Here is a 19234-nt window from a genome sequence, read left to right on the forward strand (position 1 = left end):
GCCTGACGAAAAGTCGGCGATTATAACGGTAATGATCAATTCCCTCACGCAAGTTCGTCAGGGTTTGTTCGCGACGCGCTTGAGATTCATCTGAAGCAACGTTTTTTCCCTGTCCTTAATCTGAACAAGCGCTGTTCCGGCCTTGGGCGCCTCGTACCAGCAGTGATATAGTTCGCCGCCAGTTCGGTCCGCCCAGCCCATATGGTCAACTATTGCACAATCATTGCAAACGTTTGTCGCAAGCATGGTGTCTGAGTGAGAGGCTGCATCCCAAGGAGTTTAGATGAGTGCCGATAACGCCTACGCGGTCGAGCTGAAGGGACTGACCTTCAAGCGCGGGACGCGCAGCATCTTCAATAACATCGATATCCGCATTCCGCGCGGCAAGGTCACGGGCATCATGGGGCCTTCCGGTTGTGGCAAGACCACCCTGTTGCGCCTGATGGGCATGCAATTGCGGCCCAGTGCCGGTGAAGTGTGGGTCAACGGCCAGAACCTGCCGACATTGTCGCGCAGCGATCTGTTCGACGCACGCAAGCACATGGGTGTGCTGTTCCAGAGCGGTGCATTGTTCACCGATCTCGATGTTTTCGAGAATGTGGCCTTTCCGCTGCGGGTGCACACGCAGCTGTCCGACGAAATGATTCGTGACATCGTGTTGCTGAAACTGCAGGCCGTAGGCCTTCGCGGCGCCACCGACCTGATGCCCGACGAACTGTCCGGTGGCATGAAGCGTCGGGTCGCCCTGGCGCGCGCCATTGCCCTCGACCCGCAGATCCTCATGTACGACGAACCTTTCGTCGGCCAGGACCCTATCGCCATGGGCGTGCTGGTGCGTCTGATCCGCCTGCTCAACGATGCGCTGGGTATCACCAGCATCGTGGTTTCCCACGATCTTGCAGAAACCGCGAGCATTGCCGATTACCTCTATGTAGTAGGCGATGGCCAGGTGCTGGGGCAGGGCACGCCTGAAGAACTGATGAATGCAGACAATCCGCGTATTCGCCAATTCATGACCGGCGACCCTGATGGCCCTGTGCCTTTTCACTTTCCGGCAACGGATTACCGCTCAGATCTTCTGGGGAAGCGTTGATGCGCAAGACATCTTTACTCGAGAAGGTGCGCCTTTTCGGTCGCTCCGGCATCGATATGGTCGAAGTGCTGGGGCGTTCGACAATCTTCCTGTTCCACGCCTTGCTCGGCCGTGGTGGCATTGGCGGCGGTTTTGGCCTGTTGATCAAGCAACTGCACTCAGTCGGCGTGATGTCCCTGGTAATTATTGTGGTTTCCGGGATTTTCATCGGCATGGTGTTGGCGTTGCAGGGGTTCAATATCCTTTCCGGCTACGGTTCGGAGCAGGCCGTTGGGCAGATGGTCGCGCTGACGCTCTTGCGCGAGCTGGGGCCGGTGGTCACTGCCTTGCTGTTTGCGGGCCGCGCGGGTTCTGCGTTGACCGCCGAAATCGGCAACATGAAGTCCACCGAGCAATTGTCCAGCCTCGAAATGATCGGCGTGGACCCGCTCAAGTACATCGTTGCGCCGCGCCTGTGGGCCGGCTTCATTTCACTGCCTCTGCTGGCGATGATTTTCAGCGTGGTGGGTATATGGGGCGGTTCGTGGGTCGCGGTTGACTGGTTGGGCGTCTATGACGGCTCCTACTGGGGCAACATGCAAAACAGCGTCACCTTCAGCGGTGACGTGCTCAACGGCATCATAAAGAGCATCGTCTTCGCTTTTGTAGTGACCTGGATCGCCGTATTCCAAGGCTACGACTGTGAGCCCACTTCAGAGGGGATCAGTCGCGCCACCACCAAGACCGTTGTGTACGCCTCGCTGGCTGTACTGGGCCTTGACTTCATTTTGACCGCCTTGATGTTTGGAGATTTCTGATGCAAAACCGCACTGTGGAAATCGGTGTAGGCCTTTTCTTGCTGGCTGGCATCCTGGCTTTATTGTTGTTGGCCCTGCGAGTCAGCGGCCTTTCGGCCAGCCCTACCGCCGATACTTATAAACTTTACGCGTACTTCGACAATATCGCCGGTTTGACGGTCAGAGCTAAAGTGACCATGGCCGGTGTGACCATCGGCAAGGTCACGGCAATCGATCTGGACCGCGACAGCTTCACCGGGCGAGTGACCATGCAGCTGGATAAGAAGGTGGATAACCTGCCAACTGACTCCACTGCATCTATCCTCACTGCGGGTTTGCTGGGCGAGAAATACATCGGTGTCAGCGTGGGCGGGGAATCAGCTCTGCTCAAGGATGGTTCGACAATCCACGACACACAGTCGTCGCTGGTGCTTGAAGACCTGATCGGTAAATTCCTGCTTAATACGGTCAATAAAGACGCTAAATGAGGAATCTGTACATGATCTCTACCTTGCGACGTGGCCTCCTGGTACTGCTTGCAGCGCTGCCGTTGATGGCCAACGCAGCAGGTTCTGCGCACGAATTGGTGCAGGACACAACCAACAAGATGTTGGCTGACCTGTCGGCCAACAAAGAAAAGTACAAACAAGATCCAAGTCAGTTCTACAGCGCGCTCAATACTATTGTCGGTCCTGTTGTGGATGCCGAAGGCATTTCCCGCAGCATCATGACGGTCAAGTACTCGCGCAAGGCTACCCCGGCGCAGATGCAGACCTTTCAGGAAAACTTCAAGAAAGGCCTGTTCCAGTTCTACGGTAACGCGCTGCTTGAGTACAACAACCAGGGTATTACCGTCGCTCCAGCCGGGGATGAATCAGGTGATCGCACCAGCGTGAACATGAGCGTCAAGGGCAACAATGGCGCTGTCTACCCTGTGCAGTACACGCTGGAGAAGGTCAACGGCGAGTGGAAGCTGCGGAACGTGATCATCAATGGCATCAACATCGGCAAGCTATTCCGTGATCAGTTCTCTGATGCCATGCAACGCAATGGCAATGACCTGGACAAAACCATCAATGGTTGGGCCGGTGAAGTGGCCAAGGCCAAGGAAGAAACCGATAAAACTGCCGGGACGCCCGCACAATGACCGAGTCGGCTGTTCGTCTCGGCGACGCCGGCGAGCTCTTCATCAGCGGCGTGCTGGATTACCGCACCGGGCCTGACCTGCGCAAGCAGGGCCAGGCACTGATCAACACCAGCGCTGCGCCTGCACTGGTGCTGGATTGTTCGGGTGTGACCAAGTCCAGCAGCGTTGGTTTGTCGCTGCTGTTGTGCTTTATGCGTGACGCCGAAGCGGTTAATAAGCCGTTTAGCATCCGTGCGATGCCCGAAGACATGCGCGAAATTGCCGAAGTTTCCGAGCTGACCGAGTTGTTGGCGCATCCTTAATACACATTATTAGAGAAGCCCCCCGTCAGAGTCCTGCTATGCGGGGTTCGCAGGCGCGGGGCTTTTTTGTATGATGTGCGACCCGCGCGCACTGGGCGCCGATAGAGGTTGATCATGCAGGCCCTAGAAGTTAAAAGCTTCCTTGAAGGAAAGCTGCCCGAAACGAGTGTTGAAGTCGAAGGCGAAGGCTGCAACTTCCAGCTGAATGTGATTAGCGATGAACTGGCGGCACTTAGCCCGGTCAAGCGTCAGCAGCAGATCTATGCCCATTTGAACCCGTGGATCACCGATGGCAGCATCCATGCGGTCACTATGAAATTTTTCAGCCGCGCGGCCTGGGCCGAGCGCACCTGAGCCCCCAAGGCGTCGAGATTCTTATGGATAAATTGATTATTACCGGCGGTGCCCGTCTTGATGGCGAGATCCGCATCTCCGGTGCAAAAAACTCCGCCTTGCCGATCCTGGCAGCGACCCTGCTGTGCGATGGCCCGGTCACCGTGGCCAACCTGCCACACCTGCACGACATCACCACGATGATCGAACTGTTCGGTCGCATGGGCATCGAGCCGGTGATCGACGAGAAGCTGTCCGTCGAAATCGACCCACGCACCATCAAGACCCTGATCGCCCCGTACGAGTTGGTGAAAACCATGCGTGCGTCGATCCTGGTGCTCGGCCCGATGGTTGCCCGTTTCGGCGAAGCTGAAGTGGCATTGCCTGGTGGTTGCGCCATTGGTTCGCGTCCGGTCGACCTGCACATCCGTGGCCTCGAAGCCATGGGCGCGACCATCGACGTCGAAGGCGGCTACATCAAGGCCAAGGCGCCTGAAGGAGGCCTGCGTGGCGCCAGCTTCTTCTTTGATACCGTCAGTGTGACCGGTACCGAGAACATCATGATGGCCGCAGCCCTGGCCAAAGGCCGTAGCGTGCTGCAAAACGCCGCCCGTGAGCCTGAAGTCGTCGACCTGGCGAACTTCCTGAACGCTATGGGTGCCAAGGTCTCCGGCGCCGGCACTGATACCATCACCATTGACGGTGTTGAGCGCCTGCACACGACCACCTACAAGGTCATGCCGGACCGCATCGAAACCGGTACCTACCTGGTTGCTGCTGCTGTTACCGGTGGCCGCGTCAAGGTCAAGGACACCGATCCGACCATCCTGGAAGCGGTCCTGGAAAAACTGCGCGAAGCTGGCGCAGAAATCACCACCGGTGAAGACTGGATCGAGCTGAACATGCACGGCAAGCGTCCTAAGGCCGTCAACGTACGTACCGCTCCGTACCCGGCGTTCCCGACCGACATGCAAGCGCAGTTCATCTCCTTGAACGCCATTGCTGAAGGCACCGGTGCCGTGATCGAGACCATCTTCGAAAACCGCTTCATGCACGTGTATGAACTGCACCGCATGGGCGCCAAGATCCAGGTTGAAGGCAACACCGCCATCGTTACCGGTACCGAGAAACTCAAGGGCGCGCCAGTCATGGCGACTGACCTGCGGGCTTCGGCGAGCCTGGTGATCTCGGCGCTGATTGCTGAAGGCGACACTCTGATCGACCGCATCTACCACATAGATCGTGGCTACGAGTGCATCGAAGAAAAACTGCAGATGCTCGGCGCTAAAATCCGCCGCGTACCGGGCTAGTTCCGGGCTTGTAGTGAGCGGGGCAAGCCCGCTCACTACAAGATGATTGCCGCTGAATAGGCGGTATGCTGAATTTGTTTCAAATCGAGGCTGTAATGGCCTCGATCTGTGTCTGGCGCCGTTTGTGCCCGGACAGCAATAGCCAGATGAAGGACTGACGCTTCCATGTTGACCATCGCACTGTCCAAGGGCCGTATCCTTGACGACACGTTGCCGCTTCTGGCTGAAGCGGGCATCGTGCCGACCGAAAATCCGGACAAGAGCCGCAAGCTGATCATTCCCACGACCCAGGACGATGTTCGCCTGTTGATCGTGCGGGCTACTGACGTGCCGACCTATGTTGAACATGGCGCGGCCGACTTGGGTGTCGCCGGTAAAGACGTGCTGATGGAATACGGTGGCCAGGGCCTGTACGAGCCGTTGGACCTGCGTATTGCGCTGTGCAAGCTGATGACCGCCGGGCGCGTCGGTGACGTCGAGCCCAAGGGCCGCCTGCGCGTGGCCACTAAGTTCGTCAACGTTGCCAAGCGCTACTACGCCGAACAAGGCCGTCAGGTCGACATCATCAAGCTCTACGGCTCGATGGAGTTGGCGCCGCTGATCGGCCTGGCCGACAAAATCATCGACGTGGTCGACACCGGCAACACCCTGCGTGCCAACGGCCTCGAGCCCCAGGAATTCATTGCCGATATCAGCTCTCGCCTGGTCGTAAACAAAGCGTCGATGAAGATGCAGCACGCCCGTATCCAGGCGTTGATCGACACCCTGCGCAAAGCAGTGGAGTCGCGACACCGCGGTTGACTTACCCGCGTAGCTGAAAGGCTGCGCCCGTCTATCCGCCTCATAGCCAGAGTTCTCAGGTGCCCAAGCGGATCGACTGCTGGGAAGGTGCGCTGACGTTCAATAACGAATCGCGCCTTACCCCAAAAGGCAACTTATGTTAGTAGAAGATTCTTTTTCAATAATTAGCGACGCGTAGCAGTCTGCCTTTTAGGTAAGGCCCTGCGGGTTGGCACTGTGGTTGCGCCATGCTGCGTTGCGGGACTTGGTAAGGAAACAACCCTTACCAGCGTCCCGCGCCTTGCCTGGCACAACCACAGTACCAACGCGCTTCGTTATTGAACGTCAGCGCACCTTCGGGCGCGTGAGTTTTTGCCAATCCAATGAGGCCCTCGCTATGACCACGTCCACTGCAATTGCCCGACTCAACGCTGCCGATCCGGATTTCGCCCATCATCTGGATCATCTGCTGAGCTGGGAAAGCGTGTCCGACGACTCGGTCAACGTGCGGGTGCTCGACATCATCAAGGCTGTTCGCGAGCGCGGCGATGCGGCGTTGGTGGACTTCACTCGCCAGTTTGACGGGCTGGACGTCAAGTCCATGTCCGACCTGATCCTGCCCCGCGAACGCCTGGAGTTGGCGCTGACGCGTATCACCGCGCCACAGCGAGAAGCCCTGGAAGTGGCGGCAACGCGGGTGCGCAGCTATCACGAAAAGCAGAAGCAAGACTCCTGGAGCTACACCGAGGCAGACGGCACTGTACTGGGCCAGAAGGTCACGCCACTGGACCGCGCCGGCCTTTACGTGCCGGGCGGTAAGGCGTCGTACCCATCGTCGGTATTGATGAACGCGATCCCGGCCAAAGTGGCGGGCGTGACCGAAGTTGTCATGGTCGTGCCAACACCGCGCGGTGAAATCAACGAGCTAGTATTGGCCGCCGCCTGCATTGCCGGCGTCGACCGCGTTTTCACCATCGGTGGCGCGCAAGCCGTTGCCGCCCTGGCCTATGGCACCGAAAGCGTGCCGAAGGTCGATAAGGTGGTTGGTCCCGGCAACATCTACGTCGCCACCGCCAAGCGTCACGTGTTTGGCCAGGTCGGTATCGACATGATCGCCGGCCCATCGGAAATCCTCGTGGTATGTGACGGCCAGACCGATCCGGACTGGATCGCCATGGACCTGTTCTCCCAGGCCGAGCACGACGAAGACGCTCAAGCGATCCTGGTCAGCCCGGACGCCGAGTTCCTCGACAACGTTGCCGCGAGTATCAATAAGCTGCTGCCGACCATGGAGCGTGCCGAGATCATCGAGAAATCGATCAATGGCCGTGGCGCGCTGATCCTGGTGCGCGACATGGAGCAAGCCATCGAAGTGGCCAACCGTATCGCGCCGGAGCACTTGGAGTTGTCCGTGGTCGACCCACAAGCCTGGTTGCCATCGATTCGCCACGCCGGTGCGATCTTCATGGGGCGCCACACCAGCGAAGCGCTGGGTGACTATTGCGCAGGCCCGAACCACGTGCTGCCGACCTCCGGCACCGCGCGTTTCTCATCGCCACTGGGCGTGTACGATTTCCAGAAGCGTTCGTCGATCATCTTCTGCTCACCGCAGGGTGCGTCCGAGCTCGGCAAGACCGCCTCGGTGCTGGCTCGTGGTGAATCCCTGAGTGCCCACGCCCGCAGTGCTGAATACCGCATCCTTGAAGAGGGGAACTGAGACATGAGCAAATTCTGGAGTCCCTTCGTCAAGGACCTCGTGCCCTACGTGCCTGGCGAACAACCGAAGCTGACCAAGCTGGTCAAGCTCAACACCAATGAAAACCCCTACGGCCCGTCGCCCAAGGCGTTGGCCGCGATGCAGGCCGAGCTGAACGACAACCTACGCCTGTACCCGGACCCCAACAGCGACCTGCTCAAGCAGGCCGTGGCCAAGCATTACGCGATCGACGCCAGTAAGGTCTTCCTCGGTAACGGTTCCGATGAAGTCCTCGCACACATTTTCAACGGCCTGTTCCAGCACGAACTACCGCTGTTGTTTCCGGATATCAGCTACAGCTTCTACCCGGTTTACTGCGGCCTCTACGGCATCAAGTCCGACCCGATGCCGCTGGACGAACAGTTCCAGATTCGCGTGGCGGATTACGCCAGGCCCAACGGCGGGATCATCTTCCCCAACCCGAACGCGCCGACTGGCTGCGTGCTGGCGCTGGACGCGGTGGAGCAGATCCTCAAGGCCAACCCGGACTCGGTGGTCGTAGTGGATGAAGCTTATATCGACTTCGGCGGCGAAACCGCGATCAGCCTGGTGGATCGCTACCCGAACCTGCTGGTTACCCAGACGCTGTCCAAATCGCGCTCACTGGCCGGTTTGCGCGTGGGCCTGGCCGTGGGCCACCCGGACCTGATCGAGGCGCTGGAGCGGGTCAAGAACAGCTTCAACTCTTATCCGCTGGATCGCTTGGCGATTGTCGGCGCGGCGGCAGCGTTCGAGGACCGTGAGTACTTCGAGAAGACGTGCCAGTTGGTCATCGACAGCCGCGACAAGGTGGTTGCGCAGCTGGAGGCAAAAGGTTTTGAAGTGTTGCCGTCGGCGGCCAACTTTATCTTTGCTCGCCACCCTCAACATGACGCCGCAGGCCTAGCGGCCAAGTTGCGTGAGCAGGGTGTGATCGTGCGGCACTTCAAACAGGCGCGGATTGCCCAGTTTCTGCGGATCAGCATCGGTACGCCGGAGCAGAACCAGGCGCTGATTGATGGGCTTGGTGAGCTGTAAGCCACACTGAGGGTCAAAAAAATGTGGGAGCGGGCTTGCTCCCACATTTGGTTTTGCGGTGTTAGCTAGAGCAACGGCTCATCCGGCTTCTTGTTCTTCCAGCCATCATTGCCCGGCAGCAGCAGGTTCAAACCAATCGCTACCACCGCACACAGGGCGATACCCTTCAGGCCGAAATCATCCGGGCCGGTGCCCGTGCCGACCAGCACACCGCCAATCCCGAACACCAACGTCACCGACACAATCACCAAGTTGCGCGCTTCGCCCAGGTCGATCTTGTGGCGGATCAGCGTGTTCATCCCCACTGCGGCAATCGAACCGAACAGCAGGCACAGAATCCCGCCCATCACTGGCACCGGAATGCTCTGCAGCAGTGCGCCGAACTTACCGATAAACGCCAGGCTGATGGCAAACACCGCCGCCCAGGTCATGATCTTCGGGTTGTAGTTCTTGGTCAGCATCACCGCGCCTGTCACTTCGGCGTACGTGGTGTTCGGCGGGCCGCCAAACAGGCCCGCGGCCGTGGTGGCAATGCCGTCACCCAGCAGGGTACGGTGCAGGCCCGGCTTTTTCAGGTAGTCACGACCGGTCACGCTGCCGACTGCAATCACACCGCCGATATGCTCGATCGCCGGGGCCAGGGCCACCGGGATGATAAACAGGATCGCCTGCCAGTTGAACTCAGGCGCGGTGAAGTGGGGCAGGGCGAACCAGGGGGCGGCGGCGATCTTTGCTGTGTCGACCACACCAAAATAGAACGCCATGGCAAAACCGACCAACACGCCGGAGATGATCGGCACCAAGCGGAAGATGCCCTTGCCGAACACCGCCACGATCAACGTGGTCAGCAGCGCCGGCATCGAGATCATCATTGCTGTCTGGTAATGAATCAGCTCGGCACCGTCGCCGGATTTCCCCATCGCCATGTTGGCAGCAATCGGCGCCATGGCCAGGCCGATGGAGATAATCACCGGCCCGATCACCACCGGCGGCAGCAGCCGGTCGATGAAACCGGTGCCCTTGATCTTCACCGCGAGCCCGAGGAAGGTATAGACGAAACCGGCCGCCATTACCCCGCCCATGGTCGCCGCGAGGCCGAACTGGCTTTTGGCGAGAATGATCGGAGTAATGAAGGCAAAGCTCGACGCCAGAAAGACCGGCACCTGCCGCCCTGTCACCACCTGGAACAACAACGTGCCCAGGCCCGCGGTGAACAGTGCAACGTTTGGATCAAGACCTGTGATCAGCGGCATCAACACCAGCGCGCCAAATGCCACGAAGAGCATTTGTGCGCCAGACAGGATCTGGCGCCAAAGCGGGTCGTTGAATTCATCCTGCATGCTCAACCGTCCTTCTGCTTGGTACCGAAGATCTTGTCACCGGCATCGCCTAGGCCTGGGATGATGTAGCCGTGTTCATTCAGGCGCTCATCGATGGACGCGGTGTAGATCTGCACGTCCGGGTGGGCCTTCTCGACGGCGGCGATGCCTTCGGGCGCGGCCACCAGCACCATGGCGCGGATGTCCTTGCAACCGGCTTTTTTCAGCAAGTCGATGGTGGCGACCATGGAACTGCCGGTGGCGAGCATCGGGTCGATGATCATCGCCAGGCGCTCGTTGATTTCCGGCACCAGTTTTTCCAGGTAGGTGTGGGCCTGCAAGGTTTCTTCATTGCGGGCCACGCCCACGGCGCTGACCTTGGCGCCCGGGATCAGGCTGAGTACGCCTTCGAGCATGCCGATACCGGCGCGCAGGATCGGCACGACGGTGATTTTCTTACCGGCGATTTTCTCGACCTGCACGGTACCGGCCCAACCTTCGATGTCGTAGGTTTCCAGGGGTAAATCTTTAGTGGCTTCGTAAGTCAGCAACGCTCCGACTTCCTGAGCAAGCTCACGGAAGTTCTTCGTGCTAATGTCGGCGCGGCGCATAAGGCCGAGCTTGTGTCGGATCAGCGGATGGCGGATCTCGCGAGTGGGCATGGGAATGGCTCCGGCGGCGGGCAAAAAAACCGGCCTAGATTAATCTATCCGAGGGTGTTGTCCTATAGACATCTAGCACGTTAGTCCATTAAGGCTTGCCCGGAGCGCACGAGAAGCGTACCTTCGCCCGCTTTTCTTGCCACAGCACCCCTTGGAGAGCGCCATGTCCGCTGATCTCGAGCATATCCGTCAAATCATGCGCGAGGCTGACTGCCTGTACACCGAAGCGCAAGTCGAAGAGGCGATCGCCAAGGTCGGCGCGCACATCACCCGCGAAATGGCTGACACCAACCCGGTGGTTTTCTGCGTGATGAACGGTGGTCTGATCTTCGCTGGCAAATTGCTCACCCACCTGCAATTCCCGCTTGAAGCGTCCTACCTGCACGCCACCCGCTATCGCAACGAAACCACCGGCGGCGACCTGTTCTGGAAAGCCAAGCCGGAAGTCTCGTTCATCGACCGCGACGTGCTGATCATCGACGACATCCTCGACGAAGGTCACACCCTCGGCGCGATCATTGACTTCTGCAAGCACGCTGGCGCGCGAAAAGTGCACACTGCCGTGCTGATCGACAAAGACCACGATCGTAAGGCCCGCCCAGAGCTGAAAGCCGATTTCGTTGGCCTGCCGTGCATCGACCGCTACATCTTCGGTTATGGCATGGACTACAAAGGCTACTGGCGCAACGCCAATGGGATCTACGCCGTCAAAGGGATGTAAGCCATGACCCGCTTTCTTGATCAAACGCTGTTTGCCGAATTGGCTGAGAAAGCGGGCGCCAGCCCCCGTGGCCGGCACCATCACAATTTCCACCAGATGGAAGAGCCGTGCCATCGTCTGGCCGTGGGCCTGCAACCCAGCACTTATGTGCCGCCGCATCGGCACCTGAGTGCGGACAAGGCGGAAACCTTGCTCGTGCTTCAGGGCCGCCTGGGTCTGCTGGTGTTCAGCGAAACCGGCGAGGTGCTGGCCAAGCGCGTCATGCAGGCGGGGGGCGAATGCGCGGGTGTCGATCTGCCACCCGGTGTGTTTCACGGTTTGGTGGTGCTGGAGCCTGACACGGTGATGTTCGAGTGCAAAGCCGGACCTTATCGTCCGGTAGGCGAGGGTGAGCTGGCCAATTGGGCGCCGCGTGAAGGCGAGGCTGGCGTGGCCGCGTATCAACGTTGGATGCTTGCCCAGTTCGATTGAGCTACAGTGCTGGGCTATCTCGCACGGAGCGGCCCATGAACCTGTTGATACGTACTTGCGCCGCCCTGGCGTTGACCCTCAGTTTGCCGCTGGCCGCCGCGCCTGCGCCGTTGCACAGCCAATTCCTGCCCTCCGACGACCTGACCTTGCGCGCCGAAGCCCCTGACCAGCAGCAATTGCTGCAAGTCACCGAGTACGCGGTAGTGGTGGGCAATCAGCGCCAATCCAGCCAGCAACCGATCCCGGTGACCTCGCCGCTGATGATCCGCCTCAAGGGCAAGTCCCTGAACAAGGGGGCGACCATCAGCCAGGTGGTGCTCAACTTCGATGCCGAAAGCAAAAGCCTGAAAAAGCCGGTCTACGACGACAAGAGCAAGACCCTGACGTTGTCCTACCCGGTGGCCCAGTATCGAGTGATCGTCGACCTGCTGCGCAATGACACGGTCTACGTGCAGTTCCTGAGTTATGCCAATGGGCATATCTGGGCGGATTTGCATACCGGCGCCGTTCGCGCTCGATAGCGAGAACACTGATGTCCAAATGTGGGAAGCAGCGCAGACCCCATGTGGGAGCGAGCAAGCCCGCTCCCACATGGGGTCTGCGCTGCTTCCGAAGCCTGCGTCTCACAGGTAGACTTCAAACCCCGTGTAAATGTCTGCAGGCTGGAGTCGGTAATGCGTAAAGATAAGAAACAGGTGATTGGTGACGAGATTGGCGACGATCAGATCAAGTTGTTCCTCGACTTCGAGCCGGTTGACGCGATTTCCCCGTCCCTGCATAAACTCATCAAGGCCTACCGTGGCCTGCGTATCGACGACTTTGAGCGCTTCCTGGGTTTCTTCAAGGAAGCCGGTCTGGACCTGGACGGCAAGGATGAGCATGGCCTGACCTTCGTCGACCTGATCAAGGACCAGCGTCACGCAGACGAGTACATCGAGTTGATCAACAACGCTCGCGGTTGATTCTCCAGGCAATAAAAAACGCCCCGTTCTCATACCGAGAGCGGGGCGTTTTTATTGCCTTAAAGCCTCAAGCGTAGCTCTCGGTCTCGGCAGCAGGCTCAACCAGTTCCAGGCTGATGTTGTTCTGCTCATTGATCTTGCGATACAGCTCGGCATCTGTTTCCAGGACCTTTTCCCGCGCCGGGAAGATCTCGTGCAGCTTGGCCGCCCACTCTCCGGCAGCCTTGGCCGGGAAGCAGCGCTCGATCAGGTCGAGCATGATCGAAACGGTCACCGAAGCACCCGGGGACGCGCCCAGCAGTGCCGCGAGCGAGCCGTCTTTGGCCGCGACCAGTTCGGTGCCGAATTGCAGCACGCCGCCTTTTTTCGGGTCTTTCTTGATGATCTGCACCCGTTGGCCGGCCACTTCCAGGCGCCAGTCTTCGGCTTTGGCTTGCGGGTAGAAGCGGCGCAGGGATTCCAGGCGCTGTTCCATCGACTGCATCACTTCGCTGACCAGGTACTTGGTCAGGTCCATGTTGTCGCGGGCCACGGCGAGCATCGGGCCAATGTTGCCGGCGCGAACCGACAGTGGCAGGTCAAGGAACGAACCGTGCTTGAGGAACTTGGTGGTGAAGCCGGCATAGGGCCCAAACAGCAGGGACTTTTTGCCCTCCACTACGCGAGTGTCCAAGTGCGGCACGGACATTGGCGGCGAACCCACGGCGGCCTGGCTGTAGACCTTGGCCTGGTGGTGCTTGACCACTTCCGGGTTGTCGCAACGCAGCCACTGGCCGCTGACCGGGAAGCCGCCAAAGCCTTTGCTTTCTTCGATACCCGAGGCTTGCAGCAGCGGCAGCGCCGCGCCACCGGCGCCGAGGAACACGAACTTGGCGTCCACTTCACGGCTGTTGCCGCTGTTGACGTCCTTGATGCTTACGGTCCAGCCCGCGCCGTTGCGCTTGAGGCCGGTCACGCGCTTGCTGTACTTGACCTGGGCGTCTGCCGAGCTGGTCAGGTGGCTGAGCAGTTGGTTGGTCAGCGCGCCGAAGTTGACGTCGGTGCCGTTCATGACACGGGTCGCCGCGATTTTTTCGTCGAGCGGGCGGCCTGGCATCATCAGTGGCATCCAATCGGCCATCTCGCTACGGTCTTCGGTGTAGTGCATGTCCGAAAACGCGTGGTGCTGGCTGAGGGTTTCAAAGCGCTTCTTGAGGAAGGACACGCCTTTTTCGCCCTGCACGAAGCTCAGGTGCGGCACCGGACTGATAAAAGACTTGGACGAGCCAAAGGTGCCCTTTTTGGTCAAGTACGCCCAGAACTGTTTCGACACCTCGAACTGGGTGTTGATGTGCACGGCTTTCTTGATGTCGATGGAGCCATCGGCAGCCTGCGGTGTGTAGTTCAGCTCACACAGCCCGGCGTGGCCGGTACCGGCGTTGTTCCACGGGTTGGAACTCTCCGCGGCACCCGAATCCATCAGCTCAACGACTTCCAGCTTGAGGCCGGGGTCGAGCTCTTTGAGCAGTACGGCCAGAGTGGCACTCATGATGCCGGCCCCTACCAGTACTACGTCGACTGCTTCGTTATGCGCCATTTAACGCGTCTCCAAAATCTGCAGCACCAAATTGACGGCATGGCTGCCAGGAGTGACGGGGCGGTTCACGTGTTGCCCCAGGTTACCCATGGCCAGGATCGCCATGTCCGTTTCGCAATTCTTTGCAACTTCAGCACACGCTTCCTACCGGGCTAATCTGCCTATGAACGCATTCATGGGCGCCTGTGGCAATTCGACTTATGGTCAAAGCGTGTGATTCGTGCAATCAATCCGTAGCGGACAGGCTCAAGCTCCGATTTTTAAGGCGTACTCGGTCCTGTGTGGTTGGGCTGTTCCAGACGCTGATGGTGCTTGTACAAACGCCAAACTATTCATTTGCTCGCCACACTCTTGTGAAGTTGTGAAAACCCGTTTTTTCACGCTCTTTTGAAGACGTGAACCTCAAAAAAGGGCTGCCCCAGCCTGGCACCTGGCCCGGAAAACCTTGCCGACATGCGGCAAAACGGGCAAACAACTCAAGTGGCCGAGCGCAATGGCAGCTCTGGCAGATTCGGTAAAGACGGGTGGTTTGCAAAGAAAACAGCAAGCGCGCCAGCTTCACTCGATCTGTGTGGGCGGCTCTCTGTGGGCGATTCTTGGGGTTAATACCGAGGTATTAACGATGCTGCGAGGCCCGATCAGGAGACGTCCTTATAATCGGGGGGAGATTGTAGCGAAGAACGCTGGGGAAATGGGCGTGTTTTATGACTTTTATTAGGCGTTCGGTCAGGCAGCCAACGGCTGGTGCCGTGACGACCGCGCTGGGCGTGGGCTGACGCGGGCGCGAGCGGGCAGTGGGTGATGCATCCAGCTCAGGCGAATCTCATCGATTTCTACCCAGCCGTCGCCTACGGGCGGCTGGCAGCACTCTTTGAAGGCCTGGCAACGACCTTGTGCATCGAGCAGGGCGAACTGACGAAGGGCCGGCTTGCGCGTAAACAATGACCAAAGAAACTGCATGACGATTGACCTCCTGAGATTGAGGCCAAGCATGCCTGCGCTGGATGACGAGCCCATGTAACGGGTGTGACATCTTGGTGACAGCGAACCGCGCTCCACACGTGGGGTCACAGGTTGTAACTGATGCTAGTTCCCCGCAGTGGCGCCCCGCTATACTGCCGGCCTGTCGGATCCTGATTTCTGGAGAGAAGCGCATGTTGCAACGCCTGTTGTTCGGTTTGATCACTGTGACCAGTTTGACCCTGGTGGGCTGCGCCAACAGCCCGCAACAACTGACCCCGGAACCGAAACTCACCACGCAGCTGGCCCCGGTGGGCCACGGCCAGGCGGTGTCGGTGCGGGTGGTGGATGGTCGTCCATCGCCTACGCTCGGCTCACGCGGCGGCCTGTACCCGGAAACCGCTCTGATCTCGGTGAACGCTCAAGACGTACTGCCCAAGCTGCAGGCCCAGGCTGAAGCCGCCGTGCGCTTGCTGGGTTTCACCCCGAGCGCCAATGCACCGGGTGCTCCGCAATTGACGATCACCCTGGCTGAATTGAAGTATCAATCGCCTAAGGACGGGCTGTACGTGACCGAAGCTTCCATCGGTGCGACGTTCAAGTCTGACGTCACCGCCGGTACCCGTCGCTACAGCGGTCGCTACGGCGCCTCCCTGAACCAGCGTTTCGGCATGTCGCCGAACCAGGAAACCAATACCAAGTTGGTCAGCGACGTCCTGAGTGACGCCTTGACCCGACTGTTCAAAGACCCAAGCATCGGTTCGTTGCTCAGCGCGCAATAAACGATTGTTAAAAAACCGGGCTCAGTTGAGTCCGGTTTTTTTTCGCCTCCTGTTTCACGCGGCGGTGTCGATGCAGAAGTCCAGCAGGCTCACCCCCGTTAACAGATCGGTCTCCGGAAGGTCCGCATGCTGGTGCCCGCCAAGGGCGCAATACACCAGCCAGTGGCGATCCTGGACGTTGAAAGCCAGGCCGCCGATCAGCGCTTCCTGCTCATCGCTTTGGGCGACCAGATACAGCCGATCCTGGTTTTGCGCGTGCAACATGACAAGCTCCTGAGGCGTCAAAGGGCAACAGAGTGGACTGTTAAGGTGACGTTCAGGTGACGCCGTAAATTACTGGATACATTAGACGTCAATGGGGGAGGGAGCATTTCAGGCGCCGGACGCCACTATCGTTCAGGTTGGTAACTGAGCTGATACCAAGACACTGTTCCACTGAGGTTCGCCATGGCGCTGTCCGCACTACTGATCAATGTTGTAGCGTTAGCGGTAGCGTGCCCGGGAGCGGCACTGTTGTTCATCACCCGCCTGCGCGAACAACGCGCGATGGCCGACCTGACCGCGAAAAGCCAAGACCGCACCATCGACCAGCCGATGCTGTTTCTGGATGTGTGCACCGAGCGCGCGCATCGGGTGGCTTACCGTGTTGGGTTTGCCTGCCTGGGGATGGCGCTGGTTATTTCCTGGCTCAGTACCCATTTGTAATTACGGCGCAGAACACATGTGGGGGTGGGTTGGCTCGCGGAGGCGGAGTGTCAGTCAACACATGATTGACTGACTAACCGCCTTCGCGAGCTAGCCTACCCCCACATTTTTGGTCTGTATTACAAAGGTATGCCGGCCTTGACCCGATACTGATTACGCACCGGCGTGGCGTATTGCACCACCAGGAACGGTCGGTGCTCGGCCGGGCACTCGTTCAAGCGCCGCTCCCATTCTGCTTTCGCCTTGGCCAGTTCGTCGGCCGGGAATACCTCGGCCGCCGTCGGCACCTGCAATTGCGGGTCGGCGTCGCTCCATTGGGCATACGCCAGGTAATGCACCGGGAACAGCCGGTAACCGCCGAGAATCTGCCGGTCCATTTCCACGGCCAGCAGCTTGGTGTCTTCGAAACGCTCGGTGATCGGCGGTGCGAAGTTGATGTGCACCCGCCCCTTGTAGCCCGTGATGCCAAGGGCGATGCTCACGTCATCCTCGCCCGGCGCCTTGCTGTAGGTGCCGGTGGTGGCGCGGATGTAAAGCTCGCGAGCCTTGGCGGTATCGCACGGGTCGTACTCGTAGCTGATCGACACCGGCGTCAGGTTCAACGACTGGATGACCTCGGCAAACGGCTCATCCTTGCGGCTGACGTGGAACATCTTGAGGATCGCCGACTCGGTGCGGTCATCCCCATCCTTGGCGCGCCCTTCGGCCTGGGCAATCCAGATCGATTGGCAGTCGTTGCGGATCGAATGGTTGATGTAGGCTGACAGTAGGTTGAATGCCGCCATCTTTTCCTTTCGCCCGGTGATCGAGCGGTGCACGATAAAGCTCTTGTTCAGGCGCATCAGGTCGCTGACAAACGGCTTTTGCAGCAGGTTGTCGCCGATGGCGATACGCGGCGTCGGCAGGCCGGCGTGGTACACGGCGTAGTTGACGAAGGCCGGGTCCATCACGATATCGCGGTGGTTGGCGAGGAACAGGTAGGCGGTGCCGGACTTGAGCTGCTCGACGCCGGTGTAGGTCACACCGTCGGTCGCCCGGTCAATAGTGTGGTCGACGTAGTACTCGACTTTGTCCTGCAGCGTAGCAACGGTGGTGACGCCGGCGAATTCACGGCGCAGTTTGCGGGCGATCATCGGCTTGAGCAGCCAGCCCAGGGCGCCGGCAAAGCGCGGGAAGCGGAAGTGTGTCAGGATGTCCAGAAAGGCCTTGTCACTGAACAGGCGTGCCAGCACTGCCGGGACTTCGCTGTCGTTGTAAGGTCGGATGGTATCGAATTCGCCCATCATGCTCTCTTGTTAGAAACGGCTAGGGTAAGTAAAGGAAATGCCAGGGTGCGGCCTGAGTAATGGGCTCAGCCGAAATATAACCCTGTAAATAGACCGGCGATTATACGCACAAGTCACCTTGGAGGCTGCGATGCTGGAAACTGCGACGTACGATTGTCCTTATTGTGGTGAAGAGGTCGAGACAACGGTGGATTTGTCCGGCGGCGATCAGACGTATATAGAAGACTGTCAGGTGTGTTGCCGGCCAATCAGTTTCAATCTGCAGGTGCATGGTGACGAGTGGATGCTCGAAACCCGTAGCGAAAACGAATGACAGGTACGCCCATGCAGCGAATCTACGAACCGGAAAACCTGATGGAAGGCGAGCTGCTGCAACAGATGCTCGCCAGCGAAGGTATCGAGGCCCACCTGGTGGGCCGGCATTTGCTCGGCGGCACTGGCGAACTGCCCATCTTCGGCCTGCTGGGCCTGGAGGTGGACAACGACCGGGCCGTTGACGCGCGTGAGCTGATCACCGCCTACATCGGCGCGCAACCCCTGCCGGGTGATGAACCTGACAGCTTCCCCGACGTGCTGGTCTGTTAGGCTGTCGGTCGGTTTACCCAAGAGTCATGTTGCCCCATGTGTGGACGTTATGCCCTGTTTCGCTGGAACCCCGCTTTTGCTGCCTTGCCGGGTTTCCCGGCCGACCAGCAGGCCCAGTGGAACATCTCCCCGAACGATTCGGTGCTGATCCAGCGCACCACCGACGGCCAGCTCAGCCTGGCGCGGGCCCGCTGGGGCCTGACACCGCCCTGGCTGACCGACCTTTCGCGCACGCCGGCCCATGCCCGCGCCGAAACCCTGGTCGAACAACCGATGTTTCGCGAAGCGTTCCGCCTGCGCCGTTGCCTGCTGCCGGCCAATGGGTTCTACGAATGGCGCGGCACCCAGCGCAAGCGTCCGTACTGGCTGACGCCAGGAGAGGGTTCCACCTTGTTTTTTGCCGCGATCTGGGAAGCGTATCCGGTGCAGGAACAGGTGTGGCTGAGCACGGCAGTGGTGACCCAGGCTGCGCAGAGTCAGCGTCGGCCGCTGATCCTGGATGCAGCGGGGCAGGCGGCCTGGCTCAATCCCGAAACACCGCTGCCGGTGTTGCAGGCTTTACTGGCCAGTGAGCCCACCGCGTTGCGCGAGCGGGTGCTGGCCAACATGGTCAATGATCCGAAGCTCAATGGGCCGGAGTGCTTGACCCCGGCTTGAGCCTATTGGCTATCTGTTGCTTTCACTGGTCTGT

At 59.3% G+C, this 19234-nt stretch carries 25 protein-coding genes; 19 read left to right on the plus strand and 6 right to left on the minus strand.

From position 1 onward, the window contains the following. Nucleotides 1-283 precede the first annotated feature (283 nt). The 10 genes from AACY52_RS10390 (at nucleotide 284) to hisC (ending at nucleotide 8514) form a co-directional block, all read left to right on the plus strand. On the plus strand, nucleotides 284-1093 hold the full coding sequence (locus AACY52_RS10390) for an ATP-binding cassette domain-containing protein (RefSeq protein WP_339417520.1): 810 nt from the start codon (nucleotides 284-286) through the stop codon (nucleotides 1091-1093). After that, the gene (gene mlaE / locus AACY52_RS10395; RefSeq protein ID WP_339417522.1) at nucleotides 1093-1890 is read left to right on the plus strand and encodes a lipid asymmetry maintenance ABC transporter permease subunit MlaE; all 798 of its coding nucleotides are present in this window, start codon (nucleotides 1093-1095) and stop codon (nucleotides 1888-1890) included. Before AACY52_RS10390 ends, mlaE begins: the two co-directional genes overlap by 1 nt. Then, nucleotides 1890-2357, plus strand: coding sequence for an outer membrane lipid asymmetry maintenance protein MlaD (gene mlaD, locus AACY52_RS10400; protein ID WP_012722246.1), 468 nt, complete (start codon nucleotides 1890-1892; stop codon nucleotides 2355-2357). The genes mlaE and mlaD overlap by 1 nt, the downstream gene beginning before the upstream one ends. Before the next feature lie 11 nt (nucleotides 2358-2368). Further along, on the plus strand, nucleotides 2369-3016 hold the full coding sequence (locus AACY52_RS10405; RefSeq protein WP_339417524.1) for an ABC transporter substrate-binding protein: 648 nt from the start codon (nucleotides 2369-2371) through the stop codon (nucleotides 3014-3016). Further along, nucleotides 3013-3318 carry an STAS domain-containing protein gene (locus AACY52_RS10410; RefSeq protein ID WP_339417525.1) on the plus strand — a complete coding sequence of 102 codons (306 nt, stop codon included), beginning with the start codon at nucleotides 3013-3015 and terminating at the stop codon, nucleotides 3316-3318. The genes AACY52_RS10405 and AACY52_RS10410 overlap by 4 nt, the downstream gene beginning before the upstream one ends. Before the next feature lie 114 nt (nucleotides 3319-3432). After that, entirely contained in the window at nucleotides 3433-3672 is a 240-nt protein-coding gene (locus tag AACY52_RS10415; RefSeq protein WP_049709972.1) for a BolA family protein, read from the plus strand. A gap of 23 nt (nucleotides 3673-3695) precedes the next feature. Continuing rightward, nucleotides 3696-4961 (plus strand): UDP-N-acetylglucosamine 1-carboxyvinyltransferase, encoded by a 1266-nt coding sequence (gene murA, locus AACY52_RS10420; protein WP_339417528.1) that lies wholly within the window; start codon nucleotides 3696-3698, stop codon nucleotides 4959-4961. Nucleotides 4962-5126: 165 nt separating this feature from the next. Beyond that, nucleotides 5127-5762: an ATP phosphoribosyltransferase gene (gene hisG, locus AACY52_RS10425; RefSeq protein ID WP_049709970.1), complete on the plus strand. Its 636-nt coding sequence runs from the start codon at nucleotides 5127-5129 to the stop codon at nucleotides 5760-5762. 376 nt (nucleotides 5763-6138) lie between these two features. Next, nucleotides 6139-7458, plus strand: coding sequence for a histidinol dehydrogenase (hisD, locus tag AACY52_RS10430; RefSeq protein WP_339417530.1), 1320 nt, complete (start codon nucleotides 6139-6141; stop codon nucleotides 7456-7458). 3 nt (nucleotides 7459-7461) lie between these two features. After that, nucleotides 7462-8514 (plus strand): histidinol-phosphate transaminase, encoded by a 1053-nt coding sequence (gene hisC, locus AACY52_RS10435; protein ID WP_339417531.1) that lies wholly within the window; start codon nucleotides 7462-7464, stop codon nucleotides 8512-8514. Nucleotides 8515-8579: 65 nt separating this feature from the next. On the opposite strand, the gene AACY52_RS10440 is transcribed toward hisC, so the two are convergent. Continuing rightward, on the minus strand, nucleotides 8580-9854 hold the full coding sequence (locus tag AACY52_RS10440) for a uracil-xanthine permease family protein (protein ID WP_339417532.1): 1275 nt from the start codon (nucleotides 9852-9854) through the stop codon (nucleotides 8580-8582). A gap of 2 nt (nucleotides 9855-9856) precedes the next feature. Next, entirely contained in the window at nucleotides 9857-10495 is a 639-nt protein-coding gene (gene upp, locus AACY52_RS10445) for a uracil phosphoribosyltransferase (protein WP_049709966.1), read from the minus strand. A gap of 163 nt (nucleotides 10496-10658) precedes the next feature. Here upp and AACY52_RS10450 point away from each other — a divergent pair, with 163 nt between their 5' ends. The 4 genes from AACY52_RS10450 (at nucleotide 10659) to AACY52_RS10465 (ending at nucleotide 12649) form a co-directional block, all read left to right on the plus strand. Then, entirely contained in the window at nucleotides 10659-11216 is a 558-nt protein-coding gene (locus AACY52_RS10450; RefSeq protein ID WP_339417533.1) for a hypoxanthine-guanine phosphoribosyltransferase, read from the plus strand. Between the two features lie 3 nt (nucleotides 11217-11219). Then, nucleotides 11220-11687: a WbuC family cupin fold metalloprotein gene (locus AACY52_RS10455; RefSeq protein ID WP_339417535.1), complete on the plus strand. Its 468-nt coding sequence runs from the start codon at nucleotides 11220-11222 to the stop codon at nucleotides 11685-11687. 35 nt (nucleotides 11688-11722) lie between these two features. Next, nucleotides 11723-12208, plus strand: a complete 486-nt coding sequence (locus AACY52_RS10460; RefSeq protein WP_339417538.1) for a hypothetical protein — start codon at nucleotides 11723-11725, stop codon at nucleotides 12206-12208. A 153-nt stretch (nucleotides 12209-12361) separates the two neighbouring features. After that, complete coding sequence (locus AACY52_RS10465) at nucleotides 12362-12649, plus strand: PA4642 family protein (protein ID WP_339417539.1); 288 nt, start codon at nucleotides 12362-12364, stop codon at nucleotides 12647-12649. A 67-nt stretch (nucleotides 12650-12716) separates the two neighbouring features. Here AACY52_RS10465 and mqo read toward each other — a convergent pair whose 3' ends face one another. Beyond that, a complete protein-coding gene (gene mqo / locus AACY52_RS10470) occupies nucleotides 12717-14225 on the minus strand; it encodes a malate dehydrogenase (quinone) (protein ID WP_339417541.1) in 1509 nt (502 codons plus the stop codon). A 726-nt stretch (nucleotides 14226-14951) separates the two neighbouring features. After that, a complete protein-coding gene (locus AACY52_RS10475; protein ID WP_065875076.1) occupies nucleotides 14952-15185 on the minus strand; it encodes a hypothetical protein in 234 nt (77 codons plus the stop codon). Between the two features lie 194 nt (nucleotides 15186-15379). Between AACY52_RS10475 and AACY52_RS10480 the strand changes: the two genes are divergently transcribed. Continuing rightward, a complete protein-coding gene (locus tag AACY52_RS10480; RefSeq protein WP_065875075.1) occupies nucleotides 15380-15967 on the plus strand; it encodes a YajG family lipoprotein in 588 nt (195 codons plus the stop codon). A gap of 54 nt (nucleotides 15968-16021) precedes the next feature. Here AACY52_RS10480 and AACY52_RS10485 read toward each other — a convergent pair whose 3' ends face one another. Then, on the minus strand, nucleotides 16022-16231 hold the full coding sequence (locus AACY52_RS10485; RefSeq protein WP_049709958.1) for a hypothetical protein: 210 nt from the start codon (nucleotides 16229-16231) through the stop codon (nucleotides 16022-16024). 183 nt (nucleotides 16232-16414) lie between these two features. On the opposite strand from AACY52_RS10485, the gene AACY52_RS10490 reads away from it, so the two are divergent. Then, nucleotides 16415-16672 carry a hypothetical protein gene (locus AACY52_RS10490; protein ID WP_339427151.1) on the plus strand — a complete coding sequence of 86 codons (258 nt, stop codon included), beginning with the start codon at nucleotides 16415-16417 and terminating at the stop codon, nucleotides 16670-16672. Between the two features lie 119 nt (nucleotides 16673-16791). On the opposite strand, the gene AACY52_RS10495 is transcribed toward AACY52_RS10490, so the two are convergent. Further along, complete coding sequence (locus AACY52_RS10495; protein ID WP_175402970.1) at nucleotides 16792-17955, minus strand: 1-acyl-sn-glycerol-3-phosphate acyltransferase; 1164 nt, start codon at nucleotides 17953-17955, stop codon at nucleotides 16792-16794. 133 nt (nucleotides 17956-18088) lie between these two features. Here AACY52_RS10495 and AACY52_RS10500 point away from each other — a divergent pair, with 133 nt between their 5' ends. The 3 genes from AACY52_RS10500 to AACY52_RS10510 are packed head-to-tail and all read left to right on the plus strand — an operon-like array spanning nucleotide 18089 to nucleotide 19200. Continuing rightward, nucleotides 18089-18271, plus strand: coding sequence for a CPXCG motif-containing cysteine-rich protein (locus tag AACY52_RS10500; protein ID WP_065875072.1), 183 nt, complete (start codon nucleotides 18089-18091; stop codon nucleotides 18269-18271). Nucleotides 18272-18282: 11 nt separating this feature from the next. Further along, a complete protein-coding gene (locus tag AACY52_RS10505) occupies nucleotides 18283-18543 on the plus strand; it encodes a putative signal transducing protein (protein WP_003171843.1) in 261 nt (86 codons plus the stop codon). A gap of 36 nt (nucleotides 18544-18579) precedes the next feature. Then, nucleotides 18580-19200 carry an SOS response-associated peptidase gene (locus AACY52_RS10510; RefSeq protein WP_339436110.1) on the plus strand — a complete coding sequence of 207 codons (621 nt, stop codon included), beginning with the start codon at nucleotides 18580-18582 and terminating at the stop codon, nucleotides 19198-19200. Nucleotides 19201-19234 lie beyond the last annotated feature (34 nt).

It is taken from the genome of Pseudomonas sp. EA_65y_Pfl1_P113 (genome assembly GCF_963970525.1).
GTDB classification, from domain to species: domain Bacteria; phylum Pseudomonadota; class Gammaproteobacteria; order Pseudomonadales; family Pseudomonadaceae; genus Aquipseudomonas; species Aquipseudomonas tritici.

Excerpts from the sequence above, each read along its gene's own strand:
- hisG (WP_049709970.1), top strand. The coding sequence starts at position 5,127 with ATGTTGACCATCGCACTGTCCAAGGGCCGTATCCTTGACGACACGTTG.
- AACY52_RS10450 (WP_339417533.1), top strand. The coding sequence starts at position 10,659 with ATGTCCGCTGATCTCGAGCATATCCGTCAAATCATGCGCGAGGCTGAC.
- AACY52_RS10465 (WP_339417539.1), top strand. The coding sequence starts at position 12,362 with ATGCGTAAAGATAAGAAACAGGTGATTGGTGACGAGATTGGCGACGAT.
- mlaE (WP_339417522.1), top strand. The coding sequence starts at position 1,093 with ATGCGCAAGACATCTTTACTCGAGAAGGTGCGCCTTTTCGGTCGCTCC.
- AACY52_RS10440 (WP_339417532.1), bottom strand. The coding sequence starts at position 9,854 with ATGCAGGATGAATTCAACGACCCGCTTTGGCGCCAGATCCTGTCTGGC.
- AACY52_RS10455 (WP_339417535.1), top strand. The coding sequence starts at position 11,220 with ATGACCCGCTTTCTTGATCAAACGCTGTTTGCCGAATTGGCTGAGAAA.
- mqo (WP_339417541.1), bottom strand. The coding sequence starts at position 14,225 with ATGGCGCATAACGAAGCAGTCGACGTAGTACTGGTAGGGGCCGGCATC.
- hisC (WP_339417531.1), top strand. The coding sequence starts at position 7,462 with ATGAGCAAATTCTGGAGTCCCTTCGTCAAGGACCTCGTGCCCTACGTG.
- AACY52_RS10405 (WP_339417524.1), top strand. The coding sequence starts at position 2,369 with ATGATCTCTACCTTGCGACGTGGCCTCCTGGTACTGCTTGCAGCGCTG.
- AACY52_RS10485 (WP_049709958.1), bottom strand. The coding sequence starts at position 16,231 with ATGTTGCACGCGCAAAACCAGGATCGGCTGTATCTGGTCGCCCAAAGC.
- AACY52_RS10480 (WP_065875075.1), top strand. The coding sequence starts at position 15,380 with ATGTTGCAACGCCTGTTGTTCGGTTTGATCACTGTGACCAGTTTGACC.
- AACY52_RS10415 (WP_049709972.1), top strand. The coding sequence starts at position 3,433 with ATGCAGGCCCTAGAAGTTAAAAGCTTCCTTGAAGGAAAGCTGCCCGAA.
- AACY52_RS10510 (WP_339436110.1), top strand. The coding sequence starts at position 18,580 with ATGTGTGGACGTTATGCCCTGTTTCGCTGGAACCCCGCTTTTGCTGCC.
- AACY52_RS10495 (WP_175402970.1), bottom strand. The coding sequence starts at position 17,955 with ATGGGCGAATTCGATACCATCCGACCTTACAACGACAGCGAAGTCCCG.
- murA (WP_339417528.1), top strand. The coding sequence starts at position 3,696 with ATGGATAAATTGATTATTACCGGCGGTGCCCGTCTTGATGGCGAGATC.
- AACY52_RS10500 (WP_065875072.1), top strand. The coding sequence starts at position 18,089 with ATGCTGGAAACTGCGACGTACGATTGTCCTTATTGTGGTGAAGAGGTC.
- hisD (WP_339417530.1), top strand. The coding sequence starts at position 6,139 with ATGACCACGTCCACTGCAATTGCCCGACTCAACGCTGCCGATCCGGAT.
- AACY52_RS10490 (WP_339427151.1), top strand. The coding sequence starts at position 16,415 with ATGGCGCTGTCCGCACTACTGATCAATGTTGTAGCGTTAGCGGTAGCG.
- AACY52_RS10410 (WP_339417525.1), top strand. The coding sequence starts at position 3,013 with ATGACCGAGTCGGCTGTTCGTCTCGGCGACGCCGGCGAGCTCTTCATC.
- AACY52_RS10475 (WP_065875076.1), bottom strand. The coding sequence starts at position 15,185 with ATGCAGTTTCTTTGGTCATTGTTTACGCGCAAGCCGGCCCTTCGTCAG.
- AACY52_RS10460 (WP_339417538.1), top strand. The coding sequence starts at position 11,723 with ATGAACCTGTTGATACGTACTTGCGCCGCCCTGGCGTTGACCCTCAGT.
- upp (WP_049709966.1), bottom strand. The coding sequence starts at position 10,495 with ATGCCCACTCGCGAGATCCGCCATCCGCTGATCCGACACAAGCTCGGC.
- AACY52_RS10505 (WP_003171843.1), top strand. The coding sequence starts at position 18,283 with ATGCAGCGAATCTACGAACCGGAAAACCTGATGGAAGGCGAGCTGCTG.
- mlaD (WP_012722246.1), top strand. The coding sequence starts at position 1,890 with ATGCAAAACCGCACTGTGGAAATCGGTGTAGGCCTTTTCTTGCTGGCT.
- AACY52_RS10390 (WP_339417520.1), top strand. The coding sequence starts at position 284 with ATGAGTGCCGATAACGCCTACGCGGTCGAGCTGAAGGGACTGACCTTC.